The organism is Sanguibacter sp. Z6_81, from assembly GCF_057180625.1.
Genome location: NZ_JBXUFV010000004.1, coordinates 55,491 through 74,594, shown reverse-complemented (window position 1 = coordinate 74,594; position 19,104 = coordinate 55,491). Strand labels below are relative to the sequence as shown.

General features: G+C 71.4%; 21 protein-coding genes and 1 tRNA gene. 11 read left to right on the top strand and 11 right to left on the bottom strand.

The window, feature by feature from the left end; all coding sequences use genetic code 11:
* The first annotated feature begins 65 nt into the window (after nucleotides 1-65).
* Nucleotides 66-449, top strand: a complete 384-nt coding sequence (locus AC2AXK_RS11320) for a DsrE family protein (protein WP_484345486.1) — start codon at nucleotides 66-68, stop codon at nucleotides 447-449.
* Here the strand turns inward: AC2AXK_RS11320 and AC2AXK_RS11315 are convergent.
* Complete coding sequence (locus tag AC2AXK_RS11315) at nucleotides 446-1,180, bottom strand: hypothetical protein (RefSeq protein ID WP_484345485.1); 735 nt, start codon at nucleotides 1,178-1,180, stop codon at nucleotides 446-448. The genes AC2AXK_RS11320 and AC2AXK_RS11315 overlap by 4 nt on opposite strands.
* A gap of 152 nt (nucleotides 1,181-1,332) precedes the next feature.
* Between AC2AXK_RS11315 and AC2AXK_RS11310 the strand changes: the two genes are divergently transcribed.
* Nucleotides 1,333-2,127: a winged helix-turn-helix transcriptional regulator gene (locus tag AC2AXK_RS11310; RefSeq protein WP_484345484.1), complete on the top strand. Its 795-nt coding sequence runs from the start codon at nucleotides 1,333-1,335 to the stop codon at nucleotides 2,125-2,127.
* Complete coding sequence (locus AC2AXK_RS11305; protein WP_484345483.1) at nucleotides 2,124-3,053, top strand: alpha/beta fold hydrolase; 930 nt, start codon at nucleotides 2,124-2,126, stop codon at nucleotides 3,051-3,053. Before AC2AXK_RS11310 ends, AC2AXK_RS11305 begins: the two co-directional genes overlap by 4 nt.
* Here the strand turns inward: AC2AXK_RS11305 and nth are convergent.
* The gene (gene nth, locus AC2AXK_RS11300; RefSeq protein WP_484345482.1) at nucleotides 3,040-3,753 is read right to left on the bottom strand and encodes an endonuclease III; all 714 of its coding nucleotides are present in this window, start codon (nucleotides 3,751-3,753) and stop codon (nucleotides 3,040-3,042) included. The two genes, AC2AXK_RS11305 and nth, sit on opposite strands and share 14 nt — an antisense overlap.
* Before the next feature lie 119 nt (nucleotides 3,754-3,872).
* Between nth and AC2AXK_RS11295 the strand changes: the two genes are divergently transcribed.
* Entirely contained in the window at nucleotides 3,873-4,286 is a 414-nt protein-coding gene (locus AC2AXK_RS11295) for a hypothetical protein (protein ID WP_484345481.1), read from the top strand.
* A 157-nt stretch (nucleotides 4,287-4,443) separates the two neighbouring features.
* Nucleotides 4,444-5,079 carry a Crp/Fnr family transcriptional regulator gene (locus AC2AXK_RS11290; protein WP_484345740.1) on the top strand — a complete coding sequence of 212 codons (636 nt, stop codon included), beginning with the start codon at nucleotides 4,444-4,446 and terminating at the stop codon, nucleotides 5,077-5,079.
* A gap of 15 nt (nucleotides 5,080-5,094) precedes the next feature.
* Here AC2AXK_RS11290 and AC2AXK_RS11285 read toward each other — a convergent pair whose 3' ends face one another.
* Both AC2AXK_RS11285 and sp36 read right to left on the bottom strand, forming a co-directional pair.
* The gene (locus tag AC2AXK_RS11285; RefSeq protein WP_484345480.1) at nucleotides 5,095-5,589 is read right to left on the bottom strand and encodes a RidA family protein; all 495 of its coding nucleotides are present in this window, start codon (nucleotides 5,587-5,589) and stop codon (nucleotides 5,095-5,097) included.
* The gene (sp36, locus tag AC2AXK_RS11280; protein ID WP_484345479.1) at nucleotides 5,586-5,753 is read right to left on the bottom strand and encodes a Sp36 family protein; all 168 of its coding nucleotides are present in this window, start codon (nucleotides 5,751-5,753) and stop codon (nucleotides 5,586-5,588) included. The genes AC2AXK_RS11285 and sp36 overlap by 4 nt, the downstream gene beginning before the upstream one ends.
* Before the next feature lie 92 nt (nucleotides 5,754-5,845).
* On the opposite strand from sp36, the gene AC2AXK_RS11275 reads away from it, so the two are divergent.
* From AC2AXK_RS11275 to AC2AXK_RS11265, 3 genes are all read left to right on the top strand, one after another.
* Nucleotides 5,846-8,128, top strand: coding sequence for a transglycosylase domain-containing protein (locus AC2AXK_RS11275; protein WP_484345478.1), 2,283 nt, complete (start codon nucleotides 5,846-5,848; stop codon nucleotides 8,126-8,128).
* Between the two features lie 4 nt (nucleotides 8,129-8,132).
* The gene (locus tag AC2AXK_RS11270; protein ID WP_484345477.1) at nucleotides 8,133-9,074 is read left to right on the top strand and encodes a metallophosphoesterase; all 942 of its coding nucleotides are present in this window, start codon (nucleotides 8,133-8,135) and stop codon (nucleotides 9,072-9,074) included.
* A 94-nt stretch (nucleotides 9,075-9,168) separates the two neighbouring features.
* Nucleotides 9,169-9,245: transfer RNA gene (locus tag AC2AXK_RS11265), tRNA-Pro, on the top strand.
* Nucleotides 9,246-9,347: 102 nt separating this feature from the next.
* On the opposite strand, the gene AC2AXK_RS11260 is transcribed toward AC2AXK_RS11265, so the two are convergent.
* A complete protein-coding gene (locus tag AC2AXK_RS11260; protein ID WP_484345476.1) occupies nucleotides 9,348-10,451 on the bottom strand; it encodes a 3-deoxy-7-phosphoheptulonate synthase in 1,104 nt (367 codons plus the stop codon).
* 261 nt (nucleotides 10,452-10,712) lie between these two features.
* Here AC2AXK_RS11260 and AC2AXK_RS11255 point away from each other — a divergent pair, with 261 nt between their 5' ends.
* Complete coding sequence (locus AC2AXK_RS11255; RefSeq protein WP_484345475.1) at nucleotides 10,713-11,210, top strand: NUDIX hydrolase; 498 nt, start codon at nucleotides 10,713-10,715, stop codon at nucleotides 11,208-11,210.
* A 44-nt stretch (nucleotides 11,211-11,254) separates the two neighbouring features.
* Here AC2AXK_RS11255 and AC2AXK_RS11250 read toward each other — a convergent pair whose 3' ends face one another.
* The 6 genes from AC2AXK_RS11250 to AC2AXK_RS11225 form a co-directional block, all read right to left on the bottom strand.
* On the bottom strand, nucleotides 11,255-11,977 hold the full coding sequence (locus AC2AXK_RS11250) for a hypothetical protein (protein WP_484345474.1): 723 nt from the start codon (nucleotides 11,975-11,977) through the stop codon (nucleotides 11,255-11,257).
* Nucleotides 11,974-12,909 carry an ATP-binding cassette domain-containing protein gene (locus AC2AXK_RS11245; RefSeq protein WP_484345473.1) on the bottom strand — a complete coding sequence of 312 codons (936 nt, stop codon included), beginning with the start codon at nucleotides 12,907-12,909 and terminating at the stop codon, nucleotides 11,974-11,976. Before AC2AXK_RS11245 ends, AC2AXK_RS11250 begins: the two co-directional genes overlap by 4 nt.
* Nucleotides 12,906-13,268: a GntR family transcriptional regulator gene (locus tag AC2AXK_RS11240; protein WP_484345472.1), complete on the bottom strand. Its 363-nt coding sequence runs from the start codon at nucleotides 13,266-13,268 to the stop codon at nucleotides 12,906-12,908. The genes AC2AXK_RS11245 and AC2AXK_RS11240 overlap by 4 nt, the downstream gene beginning before the upstream one ends.
* 227 nt (nucleotides 13,269-13,495) lie before the next feature.
* Nucleotides 13,496-14,590 (bottom strand): aspartate-semialdehyde dehydrogenase, encoded by a 1,095-nt coding sequence (locus tag AC2AXK_RS11235; RefSeq protein WP_484345471.1) that lies wholly within the window; start codon nucleotides 14,588-14,590, stop codon nucleotides 13,496-13,498.
* Nucleotides 14,587-15,879, bottom strand: a complete 1,293-nt coding sequence (locus AC2AXK_RS11230; RefSeq protein WP_484345470.1) for an aspartate kinase — start codon at nucleotides 15,877-15,879, stop codon at nucleotides 14,587-14,589. Before AC2AXK_RS11230 ends, AC2AXK_RS11235 begins: the two co-directional genes overlap by 4 nt.
* Nucleotides 15,880-15,966: 87 nt before the next feature.
* Nucleotides 15,967-16,716: a TSUP family transporter gene (locus AC2AXK_RS11225; protein ID WP_484345739.1), complete on the bottom strand. Its 750-nt coding sequence runs from the start codon at nucleotides 16,714-16,716 to the stop codon at nucleotides 15,967-15,969.
* 135 nt (nucleotides 16,717-16,851) lie between these two features.
* Here AC2AXK_RS11225 and AC2AXK_RS11220 point away from each other — a divergent pair, with 135 nt between their 5' ends.
* Nucleotides 16,852-17,967 carry an ABC transporter ATP-binding protein gene (locus AC2AXK_RS11220; RefSeq protein ID WP_484345469.1) on the top strand — a complete coding sequence of 372 codons (1,116 nt, stop codon included), beginning with the start codon at nucleotides 16,852-16,854 and terminating at the stop codon, nucleotides 17,965-17,967.
* The gene (locus AC2AXK_RS11215; RefSeq protein ID WP_484345468.1) at nucleotides 17,964-19,103 is read left to right on the top strand and encodes an ABC transporter permease; all 1,140 of its coding nucleotides are present in this window, start codon (nucleotides 17,964-17,966) and stop codon (nucleotides 19,101-19,103) included. Before AC2AXK_RS11220 ends, AC2AXK_RS11215 begins: the two co-directional genes overlap by 4 nt.
* Nucleotide 19,104: the final 1 nt, after the last annotated feature.

The following is a 19,104-nucleotide window of genomic DNA, read 5'->3' as shown; positions in this document are numbered from 1 at the left end:
GAGGTACGTCAGCTCCAGTGCGTGAAGGTCCATGCGCTCATCCTACGTCGCGCTACCCTGACCGCATGAGCGACCCCGCACCGCGTGCGTCACAGCGACTCGTCATCAAGACCACGGCAGGCACGGAGCGTCCGGAGGCGACGAATCAGGCCTTCACCGTCGCTGCCGCCGCGATCGCCGCGGGCGTCGAGGTGAGCCTGTGGCTCACGGGCGAGTCAGCATGGTTCGCCCTCCCCGGACGCGCCGCCGAGCTCGTGCTCGAGCACGCCGCTCCCCTGCCCGACCTCCTCGAGACGCTCCTCGAGGCCGGGACCGTCACGCTCTGCACCCAGTGCGCGGCCCGCCGCGGCATCGGGCCGGACGACGTGCTCCCGGGCGTGCGGATCGCGGGAGCGCCCCGCTTCGTCGAGGAGATCATGGCGCCCGGCACGCAGGCACTCGTCTACTAGGCGATGAGCAGCCGGCCGACGACGTAGACGAGGATCCCGCCCACCGCCACCGGCAGCACGATCGCGGCGAGCGCCGCACGAGGGCTGCGCAGCTCCGGCAGGCGGTCGAAGAGCAGGTGCAGCGCGACGACGAGCCCGCCCGTGACGAGCCCCGTCCAGATGCCGCTCAGCCACGTGGTGCCCGGCATGACGTAGCCGACCGCCACTCCGGCCGCGACGGCGACCGCGACGGTCGCGGTGAGGACGAGCGGCATCGCCAGCCGGACCGCGGAGACTGCGGACGCCGCGGCGATCGACACCGCGCAGCACACGACGAGCGACGTCCCGTCGTCGGACTTGTCCGACGCGATCCACCCCGCCGTGCACGCGGCGACCACGAGCCCGCTCACGCCGCCGCACAACGACTCGACGAGGCGTTCGCGCCCGTCGGCCCGCAACAGCTCGTTGATGAACGCCAGCAGCACGCCCATCGCGATGACGAGCGGCAGGTACCGCAACCACGGGTCCGTGTACGTCACCTGCACCGCGGCCAGCGCGCCGAGGCCCGGGAGCACGACGACGAGGAAGGAGCCGCCCGGGGCGGGCAGGCCCAGGAGCGACGCCCACCCGAGCGCGAAGAGGACGACGAGGGCCGCCAGGACGACCAGGAGCGCGACGCCTCCGAGGTACGCACCGCAGGCGATGGCGGCGGCCGCACAGGCCGTGGCGACTGCGCGCGACGAGAGATTCACAGGCCCGAGTCTCCCAGATCCGACGGGTCCCGCCCCACCCGCGGCGGTGAGCATGGAACAATCGGGGCCGAGCAGGGTCCGCGCGAGCGACACCCGGAGCTCCGGCGTCCATCGCATTCCGGTGGTCGCCCGTCGGAGAAGAGGTGAATCTCATGGCCACGTTGCTGCTCCTCACACCCACCGCGGGTGGGTCCGCGCAGGTCCTTCCCGCGCTGGGGCTCCTCACCCACCGGATCCGCGTGCTGCCCATGGAGCCCTCGGCCCTCGTGGACGCACCGGACTCGGACGTCGTGCTCATCGACGCGCGTCGGGACCTTGCGGGTGCCCGGACCACCTGCCGGCTGCTGCGTGCCACCGGCCTGAGCATCCCGATCGTCCTCATCCTCACCGAGGGCGGGCTCATGGTCGTCACCGCCGAGTGGGGCGCGGACGACATGCTGCTCGACAGCGCCACCCCCGCAGAGGTCGACGCCCGGCTGCGGCTCGCCCGCGAGCGCAGCACGCACGGTGGCGCGCAGGACCAGCCCGAGGAGATCTCCTCCGGCGAGCTCATGATCGACGCGAGCGGGTACACCGCCCGTCTGCGCGGCACCCCGCTCGACCTCACGTACAAGGAGTTCGAGCTCCTCAAGTACCTCGTCCAGCACCCGGGTCGTGTCTTCACGCGCGCCCAGCTGCTCCAGGAGGTCTGGGGCTACGACTACTACGGGGGCACCCGGACCGTCGACGTCCACGTGCGTCGCCTGCGGGCCAAGCTCGGCCCCGAGTTCGAGCAGCTCATCGGCACGGTGCGCAACGTCGGCTACCGCTTCGACGCACCCAAGGACCGTCGAGCCGCGCAGGTGGCTGACACCCTCGCGCTCGACGCCGCGGAGCTGGCAGCGAGGGAGCGTGAGGTCTCGGACGTCCCCGACCCGGGGCCGTCGGCCACGGAACCCGTCCGGTGACCTCGGACTACAGCGACGTCCTCATTCCCGGCGACTGGCGGCACGAGTTCGTCCCCGCGAACGGGGCGCGCTTCCACGTGGCACTGGCGGGGCCGACAGACCCGAGGGCGCCGCTCGTCGTGCTGCTCCACACCTTCCCGCAGTTCTGGTGGGCCTGGCGCGCGCAGCTCGTCGCCCTCGGCGAGGCGGGATACCGGGTGGCCGCGCTGGACCTGCGCGGCACGGGAGCCTCCGACAAGCCCCCGCTCGGCTACGACGTGCCCAGTCGCACCCGCGACGTCGCCGGCGTCATCCGTTCGCTCGGTGCGGAGCGCGCCACGGTCGTCGGGCACGGCCTCGGGGGGACCGTCGCGTGGGCGATGGCCGCCCTCCAACCCGTCGTGACGTCGGCCGTCGGTGCGGTCAGTGCACCCCACCCCGGCGTGCTCCACCTGCCGCTGCGGAGCGTGCTCACGCGCCGGGGGGCGGCCCGGTTCGCCTATCTGCAGCTCCCGGTCGTCCCCGAACGTGCACTGGCTCGCGGGGACCTCCTCGCCACGCTCCTGCGTGAGTGGAGCGTCGCCCCGTGGTCCGACGAGGCGATGGCGACGTACCAGACCGCGATGCGTGTCCCGTTCGCGGCGCACAGCTGCCTCGACGCGGTGCGCTGGTTCGCACGCACGTCCTCGACGGCCAGCGGCCGCCGGTTCCTCGCTGCCGTCCGGGCGCCGATCGACGTCCCGGTGCTGCAGCTGCACGGCGAGGCCGATCCCCTCGCGCGGCTCGAGGTGGCCGACCTCGAGAGCTCGGCCTTGTGCCGGGACCTGCGGTTCGAGGTCGTGCCGGGGGCAGGGCACTTCCTCCCCGAGGAGGCGCCGGACGCCGTCTCCGAGCTCCTCCTCGACTGGCTCGGGAGCATCCGGGACCGCGAGGTCAGCTGGACCTGAGCAGGCCCCTCGCGATCTCCGGGTCCGTCTCGCCGACGCCGTAGGACGGGCACAGCGCGGCGACGGGGCACGCCCCGCACGCCGGGCGCCGCGCGAAGCACACCCGCCGCCCGTGGAAGATGACCCGGTGCGAGAAGACGGTCCAGTCCTTCTTCGCGACGAGCGCGGCGATCTCGTGCTCCACCCGGACGGGGTCCTCGCTCGTCGTCCACCCCCACCGCCTCACGAGGCGACCGACGTGAGTGTCGACGGTGATGCCCGGGGTGCCGAACGCGTCCCCGAGCACGACGTTCGCGGTCTTGCGTCCGACGCCCGGGAGCGAGACGAGGTCGTCGAGACGTGCCGGGACCTCCCCGCCGAACCGCTCGACGAGCGCGACCCCGATCCCCGACAGCGCTCTGGCTTTGGGCCGGTAGAACCCCGTCGAGCGGATGAGCTCCTCGATCTCCGCCGGGTCCGCCGCGGCGTACGCCGCGGCGTCGGGGAACCGCGCGAAGAGTGCGGGGGTGACCTGGTTGACGCGCTTGTCCGTGCACTGCGCCGACAGGACCGTGGCGACGAGCAGCTGCAGGGGGGACGTGAAGTCGAGCTCGCAGCGGGCGTCGGGGTGCACGGCGGCGAGCTCGCGGTTCATCCGTCGGGCCCGGCGCACGAGAGCCAGCGGCGGGCCGGGACGCTCAGTGCCGCCTGTGCTCGGCATCGGGGCCTCCGTCTGGTCGCGCGCGTGATGACGGTCTCAGGGTCTCGACGCTCAAGAACCGGTCCGTCCCTGCCGAAAATCTAGTACACGCATCACACGTCGACGTCAGGAGGTCACCAGTGCTGCTGCCCGACGGCTGGCGAGCCGACACCGAGCTGGCGGAGATCCGCCGGACGCACCGCATCCTGCGGCACGAGGTCACCCAGATCGCCCACTGGCGCCGCCTTCTGCGCGCACGCCTCGACCTCACGGTCGCCCGAGCGGTCCTGCCGGACCGGCTGGGTGACGACGCCGCGGCGCACCTCGAGGCGGACGTCACCGCGCCGGTCGTGCCCTACAGCCACCTCGTGGACCTCACTCGCGGCACGGGTGAAGCGTTCCCCGTGGACGATCTCCCCCGCCTGCGCAGCGCGGACGCCTCGCTCTCGATCTACGAGGGGCAGGTGCGGGCTGCGCTCATGGTCGCCACGGATCTGCTCGTCGCGCACCTCAGCCAGGACCCCGCGTCCCCCGCGGTCGCGCTCGCCACCTGACGTCCTGCGGCGACCCACCACCGCGTCCCGGCGCGCTCGCGGCACGGCAGCGGCGCCCATGAGGCAGACTGTGGGGACAAGCTCGCCCGCTACTCGCGTGAAGGACGTCCGCGTGGATAACGAAGATGTTGTGCTCACCGCCCCGCTGTTCGCCACGATGGCTGACGACGAGACACGAGCCCTCCTGGCGTCGATGACACGGATAGACCTGGCGCGCGGCGACGTCCTGTTCAGCGAGGGCGAGCCGGGCGACCGGCTCTACGTCATCAGCGAGGGCAAGATCAAGCTCGGCCGCAGCTCCGGTGACGGCCGCGAGAACCTGCTCGCGGTGCTCGGCCCCGGCGAGATGTTCGGCGAGCTCTCCCTGTTCGACCCGGGCCCGCGCTCGCTCACCGCCAGCGCGGTGTCCGACTCCGTCCTCCACGAGCTCGGCCACGCGGCGCTCGTCACAGCGCTCGAGGAGAACCCCGGCGTCGCGAAGCACCTGCTGACCGCACTCGCGCGCCGCCTGCGCCGGACGAACGAGGCCCTCGCGGACCTCGTGTTCTCCGACGTCCCCGGTCGCGTCGCGAAGGCGCTGCTCGACCTGTCGAAGCGGTTCGGCGAGCCGGTGGACGAGGGTATCCGCGTGGCGCACGACCTCACGCAGGAGGAGCTGGCACAGCTCGTCGGCGCATCCCGCGAGACGGTGAACAAGGCCCTGGCCGACTTCTCGAGCCGCGGGTGGGTGCGCCGTGAGGGCCGCGCCGTCGTGCTCCTCGATCTCGACCGCCTGGAGCGTCGCGCTCGCTGACCGCGGCGACGAGCGTCAGGCCTCGTCGAACTCCACGACGATCTCGACCTCCACCGGGGAGTCGAGGGGCAGGACCGCGACTCCGACGGCGCTGCGCGCGTGGACCCCGGCCTCGCCCAGGACCTCGTGCAGCAGCGTGCTCGCTCCGTCCACGACCGCGGGCTGTCCCGTGAACGACGGGTCGCTCGCCACGAAACCGACGAGCTTGACGACGCGCGTGACGCGGTCCAACGAGCCGATCTGCGCCCGGACGGCTGCCAGGGCGTTGAGCACCGCGGTGCGCGCCAGAGCCGTGGCGACCGCCGGCTCGACGAACCCGGGTCCGTCGCCGACCTTGCCTGTCACGGGCAGCACGCCGTCGACGAAGGGCAGCTGGCCCGACGTCCATACCTGGCCGCGCGAGCACACGGCCGGGACGTACGCGGCGACCGGAGCGGCGACCTCGGGGAGCTCGATGCCGAGCTCTGCGAGGCGCGCCGCCACGGTCCCCGTCTCGCTCCCGCGCGTCACGCTGACGTACCCGTGGGCCGCTTGAGGTAGGCGACCAGACCGTTGCCGTCGGGCCCGGTGACGACCTGGACGAGCTCCCAGCCGTCAGAACCCCAGTTGTCGAGGATCTGCTTCGTCGCGTGGATGATGAGCGGAACTGTCGCGTACTCCCATGTCTGTGCCATGTACCGAGCGTAGTGTGCATGCACACACAACCCGCACACCGGACGCCACGAGAGGCCTCGATCGCCGAGGGCCCCTCCCGTACCCTGAGACCATGGCAAACTCTGGTCACGAGGGGACTGCTGCGTCTTCCTCCGCCGCGTCTCGGCCCACCGTCTCCCTGAACCTGTTCCAGGTTCTCGCCCTCCTGCTCGCGTTCCTGCTGCTCTCGGTCGTGGGTGGGGTGCTCGCAGCCGGGATCATCGTGCCCGTCGCTGCCGGCGCGAGCGCCGTGACGCGCGGGACGGTCGGGGCGTTCGACGACCTGCCGACCGAGCTCGAGCCCGGCACCCTGGCCGAGGCCTCCTACGTCTACGCGAGCGATGGTCAGACGCTCCTTGCCACGTACTACTCCCAGAACCGGGTCGTCGTGCCCGCCGAGAAGATGTCGCAGTACCTCCGTGACGCGGTCGTGGCCATCGAGGACAAGCGCTTCTACCAGCACAGCGGCATCGACGCCGAGGGGATGCTCCGCGCCGTGATGGCGAACCTCGCCTCCGGCAAGACGGAGCAGGGAGGATCGACGCTCACCCAGCAGTACGTGAAGAACGTGCTCATCGAGAAGGCGTACGCGGAGGGTGACACCGCCGGTGTGAACGCCGCACAGGCCAAGACGGAAGCGCGCAAGCTCCGTGAGGCCAAGCTCGCCATCGCCATCGAGGACCGCATGACGAAGGACGAGATCCTCACCAACTACCTCAACATCGCGCAGTTCGGTGTCTCGGTGAACGGGGTCGAGGCGGCCGCACAGCGGTACTTCGGCAAGACCGCCGCGGACGTGACGATCGCGGAAGCCGCGACGATCGTCGGGACGACGAAGGCGCCCGGTACCTACGACCCGATCCAGAACACCGACAAGGCGCAGGAACGGCGCAACGTCGTCCTCAGCGAGATGTTCAAGCAGGGCAAGATCACGAAGGAGGAGCACGACGCCGCGCGTGCGACCCCCCTCGCCGAGAACCTCAACGTGCAACCGATCACCCAGGGGTGCGCGGGTGCCGGGGGCGCGGCCTACTTCTGCGACTACGTCACCCAGGTGATGACGAAGGACCCCGTCTTCGGGGAGACCTTGAAGGAGCGCCAGGACCTCCTCTACCGCGGAGGTCTCACCATCATCACGACGATCGACCTCAACGCCCAGGCGATCGCTGACAAAGAGGTGCGCAACGCGGTCTCCGTCGACGACCCCCAGGGGTTCGCCTCGTCGCTCGTCTCGGTCCAGCCCGGCACGGGCAAGATCCTCGCGATGGCGCAGAACCGCACCTTCAGCACGGAGAAGGCCCCGCCGCCCGGCTCCACCTCCGTCAACTACAGCACGGACCGGGACCACGGTGGGTCGCGCGGCTTCCAGCCGGGCTCGACGTTCAAGACCTTCGTCCTCGCCCAGTGGCTCAAGGAGGGGCGGACGCTGAACGAATCGGTGAGCGCCGCCTCCAAGGAGTGGAAGGGCACCGACTTCAAGGCCACCACCTGCACGAACTTCGCGGGTTCCACGTGGAACCCGAAGAACTGGGACGGCCAGGGCAGCGGCAACAACACCGTGCTGCAGGCGACCGCCCTGTCGATCAACACGGCGTACGCCTCGATGTCGAGCCAGGTCGACCTCTGCGGCGTCTCAAAGCTCGCGCACGACGTCGGCTTCCGGCCCGCGAACCTGGAGACCGACGTGGGCGACGCCGTCGCGGTGCGCATGGGCATGACGCTCGGGACCCAGGAGACGTCGCCGCTCTCGATGGCGAACGCCTACGCGACCTTCGCGGCGGGCGGGATGCACTGCAACCCGATCGCCATCACCTCCGTCACCGACCGCGACGGGAACCAGCTCCCGACCCCGCCGGCGGGGTGCGCGAAGGTGGAGGGCCTGGACCCCGCCGTGGTCAACGGCGTGAACCACGCCCTGCAGGCCGTCCTCGGTCCGGGCGGCGGTGCTGCGAAGGCCCGTCTCGCCGCTCACTCGGCAGCCGGGAAGACAGGCACGACCAACAACAACGCAGACAACTGGTTCGTCGGCTACACGCCCGCGATGTCCACGGCGTTCTGGATGGGCCACCCGGACGACAAGTCGATCACGCTCCAGAACGTGCGGATCAACGGGGTCCAGCACCGGATGGTCTACGGCTCCACCATCGCGGCCCCGACGTGGAAGCGGTACATGGACCAGGTGCTCGCCGGGACGCCCGACATCCCCTTCGCCGCCGTCGGCCAGGCGCAGCTCGGCGGCCAGCCTGCCGCTCCCAAGCCGCCCCGTCGCGCCCCCAAGCCACCGTCCACTCCCGCGGTGCCGCCGCCGCCGGTGGCCGTCCAGCCGGGCGACGGCGCCGCGCAGCCCACGGGCTGACGGCGTGACCGAGACACGACGGACCGTGGCGCGCGTCACGGCCGGACTCGTCGCGGCGGGTGTCGGGGCTCTCGCCTGGGCGCACCACGAGTCGAGCCTCTACACGCTGCGCGAGGTGACGCTCCCGGTGCTCCCGGCGGGTCAGCGCGACCTGCGCGTCCTGCACATCTCCGACCTCCACCTCACGCCGACGCAGGAGTCGAAGATCGCCTGGGTCCGCTCCTTGGCCGACCTGCGCCCCGACCTCGTCGTCGACACCGGTGACAACATGGCGCACGTCCATGCGCTGGAGCCGCTGCTGTTCGCGCTGCAGCCGTTGCTCGAGCTGCCTGGCGCGTTCGTCATGGGCTCGAACGACTACTACGCGCCCGTGTTCAAGAGCCCGTTGCGCTACCTGCTCCCGGACGCACGCATGCCGCGTGCGCGGGAGGCGCTCGACCTGCCTGCCGACGAGCTGGGAGCACGGATGCGCGCGGCAGGGTGGAAGGACCTCACGAACCGGCGCGACGTCGTCGTCGCGGACGGACGCCGCATCGCCCTCGTCGGTGTCGACGACCCGCACCTCGACCGCGACCTGTTCCCCGGCGCCACAGACCCTGGCGCGGGGGCCGCGCCCGCGGTCGACCTGCGCCTGGGAGTGAGCCACGCCCCGTACCGGCGCGTGCTGGACCAGATGCACGCGGACGCGTCGGACGTCATCATCGCGGGGCACACGCACGGGGGTCAGCTGTGCCTCCCGTTCTTCGGTGCGCTGGTCACGAACTGCGACCTCGACCGACGCCGCGCCAAGGGTCTGCACGGATGGCCGGGGCCGCGGCCGGACGCACCGGGGGGCACGGACTCGGCCTGGTTGCACGTCAGCGCGGGCCTCGGCACCTCGCCGTACGCGCCCGTGCGGTTCGCGTGCCGACCCGAGGCCACGCTCCTCACCCTGACGGCTGCCTGACGGCTGCTCGGTTTCGTCGCACGGGCTGTTGTCCGCTATCCTAGGCAGGCCCCAACCGCGCATCACTGGTGGTGGGGCGTGTGCGCGAGCACACCGGGGTGTGGCGCAGCTTGGTAGCGCGCGTCGTTCGGGACGACGAGGTCGCAGGTTCAAATCCTGTCACCCCGACCAGCACAGCACAGAGGGCATCTCCCCCGGGAGATGCCCTCTGGTGTTTCTGGGCCCGCGCCCGATGCCGCAGCTGCTGGGCCTCCGGCCAGCACCGCTGCGGTGTCAGGCCCCTGCCCGACGCGCGCGCACCGCCGCCGCCAGCTCCCCGAGCAGCCCAGCGGTCGTGTCCCAGTCGATGCAGGCGTCGGTGACCGACTGGCCGTAGGTGAGCCCCGACGGTGCCGGGTCCTGCCGGCCGGCGACGAGGAAGCTCTCCATCATCACTCCGGCGACGCCCCCGTTCCCCGCGCCGACGGACGAGGCGATCTCTCGCACGACCTCGGCCTGGCGCACGTGAGACTTGCCGGAGTTGCCGTGGCTCGCATCGATGACGAGACGCGGCTCGAGGCCGGCGCCCCGCACGACGTCGAGCGCCGCGGCCACGGACGTGTCGTCGTAGTTCGGTCCGCCGCGCCCGCCGCGCAGGATGACGTGGCAGTCGGGGTTACCGCTCGTCGCGACGGCAGCCGCGCGTCCCTGTCCGTCGATGCCGAAGAACGTGTGCTCGGCCGCGGCCGTGACGCACCCGTCCACGGCTGCCTGCACGTCGCCGTCGGTGGCGTTCTTGAAGCCGATCGGCATGGAGAGCCCGGATGCGAGCTGGCGGTGCACCTGGCTCTCCGGGTTGCGGGCACCGATCGCGCCCCACGAGACGGCATCGGCGATGTACTGCGGGCTCGTCGGCTCGAGGAACTCGCACGCGGCAGGAACACCTTCGGCGAGGACGCCCAGGAGCACCTCCCGGGCGAGCGCGAGCCCGAGGTGCACGTCGAACGACTCGTCCATGCCGGGGTCGTTGATGAGCCCTTTCCACCCGACCGTCGTGCGCGGCTTCTCGAAGTAGACGCGCATGACGATGCACAGGTCGTCGGACAGCTCGCCGGCGACCGTCGCGAGGCGGCGGGCGTAGTCGAGCGCGGCCTCGGGGTCGTGCACGGAGCAGGGGCCGACGATGACGAGCAGCCGGTCGTCCGTGCCGGCGAGGACGCTGCGCACCTCGGTGCGGCTGCGCTCGACGAGCTTCGCGGCCTCGGTGGGCAGCGGCTGCTCCGCACGCACCTGGTCCGGGGCCGGCAGGGGCTCGAGGGCACGGATGCGCAGGTCGCTCGTCAGCATGGAGGCATCGGCGTCGGACGGCGTGGTGGGGTCGAGTGCGTCGATGGGCATGGGGTGGGGCTCCGATCCTGGTCTGGGTGCTCAGACGGAGCCGCGCGCAGGCCGACCGGAGGGGACGGAGTCGGCTCTCGTCTGAATGACGAAGGGCCGAGACGCGTCTGCGTCTCAGCCCTGTGCTGGCTCCGGTGGGTCGGTCGGTCAGGCGTTCGCCCGCTCAGCCCCACCAGGAGCCAGCGTAAAGCGCCAATACCAACGTTGTCCGGTCACGCGCAGCACGCTAGCACACAGCACGGGGGCGGATAGGCTCGAGACATGCCGATCCCCCCGTTCGTCACTGCCCTGCGCGCCCACGTCGGTACGTCCCCCTTGTGGTTGCCGGGAGTGAGCGGGGTCGTGCTCGACGACGCCGGTCGCGTCCTGCTCGCGCAGCGCTCCGACACCCACGCGTGGACGGTCATCAGCGGCATCGTCGAACCGGGCGAGGAACCCGCACGCGCGCTGGTGCGGGAGATCCTCGAGGAGACCGGCGTGGACGCGCGCGTCGAGGCGTTCTCCGCCCTGAGCGTCACCGAGGAGATCGTGTACGAGAACGGCGACCGCGGCCAGTACGTCGACATGTGCTTCGTGTGCCGTCCGACGAGCCCCGCGAGCGCGGCGGCGGCGCACGTCGGGGACGACGAGGCTGTCGCCGTCGGGTGGTTCTCCCCGGACGACCTGCCCACCGGCCTCACGGAGTCCTCGCGCGACCGCATCCGGTGGAGCCTGGCGTTCCTCGCCGACCCGTCCGCGGGCCCGCGCTTCGCGCGCTGAGCCCGGCGCCACCGGTCTCCGCGGCGGGGACGGCAGCCGCCCGGTCAGCCCGTGGCCGGCGCGATCGGCACCCGTCGCGCGACGAGCCAGTATGCCAGCGTCACCGCGGCGAGGACGATCACCGCGAGCGCGACCCGCACGCCCACGGCGTCGGGGGGCGTGACGATCAGCCAGTCGCCTCGTGTGCGGACCATGCCGCTGGCGACGAGCACGGGCGTCGCGGTGACGACCAGGGCCACCGTGCCGGTCCCCGCTCCGAACCGGTAGTAGACGATCCCGACGAGGAGCCCGGGGAGTCCCCCTGCTGCGAAGACGATGAGGTGCTGGGCAAGGACGGGCAGCACCTGGTCCGTGGAGGTGAACATGCCCGCGCCCGAGAAGGCGTGCGTCCACCCGGCTGCGCCGTACACGAGTCGCTCCACCTGCAGGAGGACCGTCAGGACGACGGCATACACGCCTGCCGTGAGCAGCACCCCGAGGATCGACGCCCGGACGAACGCCCGGCGGGTGACCCCCGCGGCGACGTGCACGGGCAGGTGCTGGGTCGTCACGTAGGTCGCGATGGCGAAGGTGAACCACATGCCGACCTGGGCCGCGATCGCGAGGACAGAGCTGTCGACAGTGCCGTACCGGTCCCGCAGGACGCCGATCACGACGGCGACGACGAGGGCCACGCCCCAGAACCACGCGGCCACGAAGAGGTTGACCTCCATGAGCATCCGCAGCGACCGTCGCGCCTGCGAACGTTCCAGTGCCTGCATGGTCATGCCTCCTTCTCGCCGTGCTGAGATGTGTCCGTGCGATGCCCCGCGTGCTCGGTGAGATGGACGACGAGGTCCTGGAGCCCGACTCGCCCCACCTCGACCTGCGTCAGCCGTGCGTGCTCGACGACGTGCGCGGTCACCTCCCCGTACACGGTCACCTCGCTGGTGCCGCCGAGCGCCCGACGTCCGACGACATCGAGGCCCGCCGCGGCCACCACCGCGTCCACGGCAGCGGCAGGACCGGTGAGCGTGGCGCCACGGCTACGGAGCGCCTGCGCCTCGTCCGCGACGAGGAGCCGACCGCGGTGGAGGATCGCCACGTTCTCCAGCAGCCGCTCGAGCTCACCGATGAGGTGGCTCGAGACGACGAACGTCCGGGGATGAGCGATGTAGTCCGCCAGGAGGGCGTCGTAGAAGGCGTAGCGGGAGGGCGCGTCCATGCCCAGGTGCACCTCGTCGAAGATGGTCAGCGGCGCACGAGCGGCGAGCCCGACGACGACCCCGAACGCGGAGCGCTGTCCCCGCGAGAGCGCGTTGACCTTCGACGTCGCGTCGATCTGGAAGAGGTCGACGAGCTCGTCGGCGTAGCCGCGGTCGAACGAGGGGCGCATCGCCTCGAAGAACCCGAGGTTGTCGCCGACCTTCTCGTCGGCCAGCACGTCGCCGCTCTCCCGGACGAAGCACACGCCCTCTGCGATCCGGGCGTTCTCGAAGGGGTCCTCGCCGTCGACGAGCACCCGACCCGAGCGGGGTCGGCGGAAGCCCGCTGCCAGGGACAGTGCGGTCGTCTTGCCGGAGCCGTTGCGGCCGAGCAGACCGTGCACGACGCCCGCGGCGAGGTCCAGGGTGAGCCCGTCGAGTGCCGGCGGACCGAAGGGGACCCGGACGTCCTCGAACCGGACCGCGTACCCGGGGGCGGTCGGTGCTGGCGTCATGGCCGGGCCCCCGCGTCCCGGATGTAGGCGACGAGCTCGTCGTCGGAGATCCCGAGCACCCGGGCCTGGTCGAGGACCGGCGCGAGGGTCTGGGAGTAGAAGCGGGACCGGTGCGCGGCCCGCAGCCGCTCGGCGGCGCCGTCGGCGACGAACATGCCGACGCCGCGCTGCTTGTAGAGCACGCCCTCGTCGACGAGCTCGGCGAACGCCTTGGCGGCCGTCGCGGGGTTGATCCGGTAGGTCGTGGCGTACTGCGTCGTGGACATCACCTGCTCCCCCTCCTCGAGGGTCCCCGCGAGCACGTCGCGACGGATCTGGTCGGCGATCTGCAGGTAGATGGGATCTCGCCCGTCGAACATCGCCCCTCCCCCGGTAGTTGTTCGGTGGTTCATTACACAAGTAATGAACCATGGAACCCGCCGCGGCGCAAGTCCCTCCACGAGAAGGTTGGCCCTGGAGTCCTGGCGGCCGCGGTCCCGGAGCCGGGCAGCGCCGTGAGCACACGTGCGACAGGCCCCCACCGCGTGCGGTGGGGGCCTGTCGTGAGGCCGTGCGGTCCGTGGCGACGCCACCGACCAGGCTGGGCTCAGCCAGCCGCGGACAGCCGCTGCGCGACGAGCTCCGCGACCTGGACGGCGTTGAGCGCCGCACCCTTGCGGAGGTTGTCGTTGCTCACGAACAGCGCGAGACCACGTCCGCCGGGGACCGACTGGTCCGTCCGGATGCGCCCCACGAAGCTCGGGTCCGCGCCCGCTGCCTCGAGCGGGTTCGGCACGTCGGCGAGCTCGACACCCGGCGCGGCCGCGAGCAGCTCGCGCGCCCGCTCGGGCGACAGCGCACGCGCGAACTCCGCGTTGATCGCCAGGGAGTGCCCGCTGAACACGGGCACCCGGACGCACGTCCCGGAGACCGCGAGCTCCGGCAGACCGAGGATCTTGCGCGACTCGTTGCGCAGCTTCTGCTCCTCGTCCGTCTCGAGCGAGCCGTCGTCGACGATCGACCCGGCGAGCGGGACGACGTTGAACGCGATGTTCTTCACGTACTTCACCGGCTCCGGGAACGTCACCGCTCCGCCGTCGTGCACCAACCCGACGAGGTCCTGCTCGACGGCCGCACGCGCCTGCGAGTCGAGCTCCTGGGCGCCAGCCAGACCCGATCCGGAGACCGCCTGGTACGTCGAGACGATGAGGCGCTCGAGCCCGGCCTCGTCGGCGAGCGGCTTGAGCACAGGCATCGCGGCCATCGTCGTGCAGTTCGGGTTCGCGATGATCCCCTTGCGCGCGTCGGCGATCGCCTCCGGGTTGACCTCGGAGACGACGAGCGGGACGTCAGGGTCCAGGCGCCACGCCGACGAGTTGTCGATGACGACGGCACCCGCCGCGGCGAACCGCGGGGCCTGGGCCTTCGACGTCGACCCGCCTGCGGAGAACAGCGCGATGTCGATGCCCGTGAGGTCGGCGGTCTCCGCGTCCTCGACGACGACGTCCTCCCCCTGCCAGGGCAGGGTCGTTCCCGCGGAGCGGGCAGACGCGAAGTACCGGATCCGCCCGACCGGGAACTCCCGCTCGGCGAGCAGACGGCGCATGACGGCACCGACCTGCCCGGTCGCCCCGACGACGGCGACCACGAGCCCGCCCGTGCGGCTCCCGGCGCCCTGGACGACGCTCTCCGCCGCGCTCATCGTCCGGTCCCGCCGTAGACCACGGCCTCGCCCTCGCCGTCGAGCTCGAACGCCGTGTGCACCGCACGCACGGCGTCGTCGAGGCTGTCCTCACGCGTGACCACGGAGATGCGGATCTCCGAGGTCGTGATCATCTCGATGTTGATCCCGGCGTCACGCAGCGCCCCGAAGAGCTTGGCCGAGACGCCCGGGTGGGACTTCATGCCCGCCCCGACGAGGGACACCTTCCCGATCTGGTCGTCGTACTGCAGCGACGCGAACCCGATCTCGGTCCGGACGGCGTCGAGCGCCGTCATCGCGAGCTGCCCGTCGCCCTCGGGGAGGGTGAACGAGATGTCGGTGAGGCCCGTGGAGGCGGCCGACACGTTCTGGACGATCATGTCGATGTTGGCGCCCGCGCTCGCGACGACCTCGAAGATGCGCGCGGCGGTGCCCGGCACGTCAGGGACACCGACGACCGTGACCTTGGCCTCGCTGCGGTCGTGCGCCACACCGGAGATGATCGGGGCTTCCATCGTTACCTCTACCTCGCTCGGACCTGCCGCGACGTGCGCGGGGACGTTGGTGACCAGGGTTCCTTCCTTGCCGGAGAACGACGACCGGACGTGGATGGGAACGTTGTAGCGACGCGCGTACTCGACGCAGCGCAGCACGAGGACCTTGGCGCCCGACGCCGCCATCTCGAGCATCTCCTCGTAGGTGATGCGGTCGATCTTGCGAGCGCTGGGGACGATGCGCGGGTCGGCGGTGAAGACGCCGTCGACGTCCGTGTAGATCTCGCAGACGTCTGCGCCGAGGCCGGCAGCGAGCGCGACCGCGGTCGTGTCGGAGCCACCGCGGCCGAGCGTGGTGACGTCGTTCGTCGACTGCGTCACCCCCTGGAAGCCCGCGACGATCGCGACAGATCCCTTCTCGACCGTCTCCCGGATGCGCTCCGGGACGACGTCGACGATCCGCGCCTTGCCGTGCACGGCGTCGGTGATGACGCCCGCCTGCTGCCCGGTGAAGGACTTCGCCTTCACGCCCAGGCTGTTGATGGCCATCGCCAGCAGCGACATCGAGATGCGCTCGCCGGCGGTGAGGAGGATGTCCATCTCCCGGGACGGGGGCAGCGGGGTGATCTGCTGGGCGAGGTCGATGAGCTCGTCGGTGGTGTCCCCCATGGCCGAGACGACGACGACGAGGTCGTTCCCTGCCCTCTTGGACTCTGCGATCCGCTTGGCGACGCGCTTGATGCTCTCCGCGTCGGAGACGGACGAACCGCCATATTTCTGGACGATCAGTGCCACGAGTGGTACTCCGTTGCTCAGCTGGTCCCGTCGATCTAAACGTCCACCAGCATGGTTACGAACACTCGATGGTAGGGCACGACCGGTTCAGCCGACGACGAGGTCGTAGCCCAGCGTGCACACCAGTGCGGCGACGACGACGACGAACACGGCACGGACGAAGCGGTTCCCGCGCGCGACGGCCGTGCGCGCTCCGAGGTAGCCGCCGCAGAGGTTGGCGGCGCCGACGCAGAGCCCCAGCGCCCAGACCACGTGACCGCTGGGGACGAAGAACATGAGGGCGCCGGCATTCGTCGCGAAGTTGACGATCTTGGCCAGGGCGGAGGCGGGCAGGAACGCGTAGCCCAGCACGCTCACGAGGGCGATGACGAGGAAGGTGCCGGTGCCGGGCCCGAGCAGCCCGTCGTAGGCGCCGATGACGAGGCCGATCCCGGCCGCGGTCCAGCGGTGGCCGCTGCCCTCCCACCGCAGCACCGTGTCCTGGCCCAGGTGGGGTGTCCGCAGCGTGTAGGCGGCCACCCCGACGAGGACCACGAGGATGATCGGTGTGAACAGGTCCTCGGGGATGCGCGACGCGAGCGCCGCACCGCCGACCGCACCAGCGAGCGCGGCGAGCGCCATCGGCCCCGCCGTCCGCAGGTCCGGGCCGACGCGCCGGTAGTACGTGACGGCACTGACCGACGTGCCCATGATCCCGGCGAGCTTGTTGGTGGCGAGCGCCTGCACCGGCGTCATGCCCGGGACGAGCAGGAGCGCGGGGAGCTGGACGAGCCCTCCGCCACCGACCACGGCGTCCACCCAGCCGGCCACCAGACCGGCGAGGACGAGGGCGACCATCGTCAGGACGCCGATCTCGAGGTGGCCGACCGTGAGGGTTGCTGCGGTGAGCGCGCTGGGATCCACACGACATCCCTACCATCACTCACCCTGCCGTCCCCACTGACGCGACTCCGCAGCCGCTACAGTCGGCCCATGACGAGCGCAGAGCCGCCGAAGCCGCCGATACCGGGCGCCGCACCGGGTCCTGGGGACCAGGTGGGCGCGGTGGGGCGCGACGCGTACGGCGCGCATCCGCGCGCCGCGTACGGCGCAGATCCGCAGGCTGCGTACGGCGCACCTCCGCACGGCGCGTACGGCGCCCATCCGCAGGCTGCGTACGGCGCACCTCCGCAGGGCCAGTTCGGCGTCATCGCCCAGGGGGTCGCGCGGAGCTTCGGCGCCGTGCGGGCCGTGGACAGCGTCGACGTCCTCGCTCGACGGGGCGCCGTCACCGCGCTCATCGGCCCCAACGGCTCGGGCAAGACGACGCTCATGCTCATGCTCGCCGGTCTCCTCGTGCCCGACGCCGGGCACATCTTCATCGACGGCCTCGACCCGGTCACCCAGAACTACGCGGCACGGTCCCGCGTCGGCTGGATGCCCGACCAGTTCGGCACCTGGGAGTCGCTCACCGCCCGCGAGGTCCTGCTGACCACCGGCGCGACGTACCGGATGTCCGCGGAGCACAGCCGCCAACGCGCGATCGAGCTCCTCGACACGGTGCACCTCACGGCCCTCGCGGACCAGCCGGCACACGTGCTCTCCCGCGGGCAGAAGCAGCGCCTCGGGCTCGCCCGGGCGCTCGTCCACCGCCCGTCGGTGCTCGTCCTCGACGAGCCGGCCAACGGGCTCGACCCGCGGTCGAGGATCGAGCTGCGGACGCTCGTGCGATCCATCGCCGCGGCAGGCACGACGGTCCTCATCTCCAGCCACATCCTCGCCGAGCTGGACGAGATGGTCGACGACGCCGTGTTCATCTCCGCTGGTCGCACGGTGGCCCATGAGTCGGTCGCCGAGGCGCGCACCGCACACCGCACGTGGCGGGTGAAGGCGCTGCAGGTCGCGCCCCTCGTCGAGTGGCTGCGCTCGGTGGGCATGCCGTTCGTGCAGCAGCCCGACAGCACCCTCATCCTTCAGCTCGGCGGCGAGGAGGCCGCGTCGCGGCTCCTGCGGGACGCCGTCACCGCCGGCGTCCCGCTCGTCTCGCTCGCTCCGTCGGGCGGCGCGCTGGAACAGACGTACCTGTCACTCAACGAGGAGCGCCGGTGAGCACCTACCCTGCCCCACCCCCGCCGGCTGCACCGCAGGTGTACGGGGCGCCACCCCAGGGTCCCGAGAACCGCGGCGACTGGTCGTTGTCCTGGCATGGCGTGACGACGGTCGCCCGCCTCGAGCTCACCCAGCGACTGCGGTCCACGAGGTGGAAGGTCACTCTCGGCGTGTGGTTCGTCGTCGTGGGTGGCATCTGCATCCTCATCAGCGCTGCGTCGTCCGCCGGTGCCTCCTACGGCGACATGAAGACCGGTCCGCTGATCTTCGGTCTCAACGTCATCTTCATCCTCTTCCTCGGCCTCCTCGTCACCCCGACGTTGAGCTCGGGGGCGATCAACGGCGACCGCAACGCCGGGACGCTGGCGATCCTCCAGGTCTCCATGCTCACGCCCGTGGAGATCGCGCTCGGCAAGATCGCCGCCGGCTGGCTCGCGTCGATGGCGTTCCTCGCCGTCAGCGTCCCGTTCATGGTCTGGGCGTTCCTGGCGGGAGGGGTACGTTTCCTGGCGCTCCTCACCACGCTCGTCATCCTCGCGCTGCTGCTGCTCGTCGTCTGCGCGGTCAGCCTGGCGTTCTCGTCGCTCGTGAGCAAGACGAGCGGGTCCGCCCTGCTGTCCTACCTGTCCGTGGCGACCCTGAGCTTCGTCACGGTCGCCGTCTTCTTCCTCACGATCTTGATCGTCACCGAGGAGAACGTCGAGGTGACGACCTACCGACCGACGGAGTGGGACCAGAGCACCGGCAGGGTCACGGAGTGCGAGCTGCAGACGTACCGCACGACGCTCATCCACACGGAGTGGACCTGGTGGCTGCTCGCGGTGAACCCGTTCGTCCTCGTCGCGGACGCCGCACCCGGCGGTGAGGCGTTCGGCCGTGGGGGACCCGACCCGCTCGCCGGGATCCGCGACGGCGTGCGCCTCGCCCGTGCGGGGGCGGACACCGGGAACGAGTGCGAGGAGTTCGTCGACGTGGCCGACGCGGGAGACCGCGAGACCGAGCTGTCCAGCATGAGTCCCGTGTGGCCGTGGGGGCTGGCGTTCTACCTGCTGCTCGGGGCGGGCGCGCTGTTCGTCACCGTCCGGCGCATCCGGATCCCGCAGCACAGGCTGGCACGTGGGACCCGCGTCGCCTGAG

What these genes read in the sequence shown, in the direction of transcription:
- AC2AXK_RS11320 (WP_484345486.1), top strand. Translation starts at nt 66, where the DNA reads ATGAGCGACCCCGCACCGCGTGCGTCACAGCGACTCGTCATCAAGACC.
- AC2AXK_RS11310 (WP_484345484.1), top strand. Translation starts at nt 1,333, where the DNA reads ATGGCCACGTTGCTGCTCCTCACACCCACCGCGGGTGGGTCCGCGCAG.
- nth (WP_484345482.1), bottom strand. Translation starts at nt 3,753, where the DNA reads ATGCCGAGCACAGGCGGCACTGAGCGTCCCGGCCCGCCGCTGGCTCTC.
- AC2AXK_RS11290 (WP_484345740.1), top strand. Translation starts at nt 4,444, where the DNA reads ATGGCTGACGACGAGACACGAGCCCTCCTGGCGTCGATGACACGGATA.
- sp36 (WP_484345479.1), bottom strand. Translation starts at nt 5,753, where the DNA reads ATGGCACAGACATGGGAGTACGCGACAGTTCCGCTCATCATCCACGCG.
- AC2AXK_RS11275 (WP_484345478.1), top strand. Translation starts at nt 5,846, where the DNA reads ATGGCAAACTCTGGTCACGAGGGGACTGCTGCGTCTTCCTCCGCCGCG.
- AC2AXK_RS11260 (WP_484345476.1), bottom strand. Translation starts at nt 10,451, where the DNA reads ATGCCCATCGACGCACTCGACCCCACCACGCCGTCCGACGCCGATGCC.
- AC2AXK_RS11255 (WP_484345475.1), top strand. Translation starts at nt 10,713, where the DNA reads ATGCCGATCCCCCCGTTCGTCACTGCCCTGCGCGCCCACGTCGGTACG.
- AC2AXK_RS11250 (WP_484345474.1), bottom strand. Translation starts at nt 11,977, where the DNA reads ATGACCATGCAGGCACTGGAACGTTCGCAGGCGCGACGGTCGCTGCGG.
- AC2AXK_RS11245 (WP_484345473.1), bottom strand. Translation starts at nt 12,909, where the DNA reads ATGACGCCAGCACCGACCGCCCCCGGGTACGCGGTCCGGTTCGAGGAC.
- AC2AXK_RS11240 (WP_484345472.1), bottom strand. Translation starts at nt 13,268, where the DNA reads ATGTTCGACGGGCGAGATCCCATCTACCTGCAGATCGCCGACCAGATC.
- AC2AXK_RS11235 (WP_484345471.1), bottom strand. Translation starts at nt 14,590, where the DNA reads ATGAGCGCGGCGGAGAGCGTCGTCCAGGGCGCCGGGAGCCGCACGGGC.
- AC2AXK_RS11225 (WP_484345739.1), bottom strand. Translation starts at nt 16,716, where the DNA reads ATGGTCGCCCTCGTCCTCGCCGGTCTGGTGGCCGGCTGGGTGGACGCC.
- AC2AXK_RS11220 (WP_484345469.1), top strand. Translation starts at nt 16,852, where the DNA reads ATGACGAGCGCAGAGCCGCCGAAGCCGCCGATACCGGGCGCCGCACCG.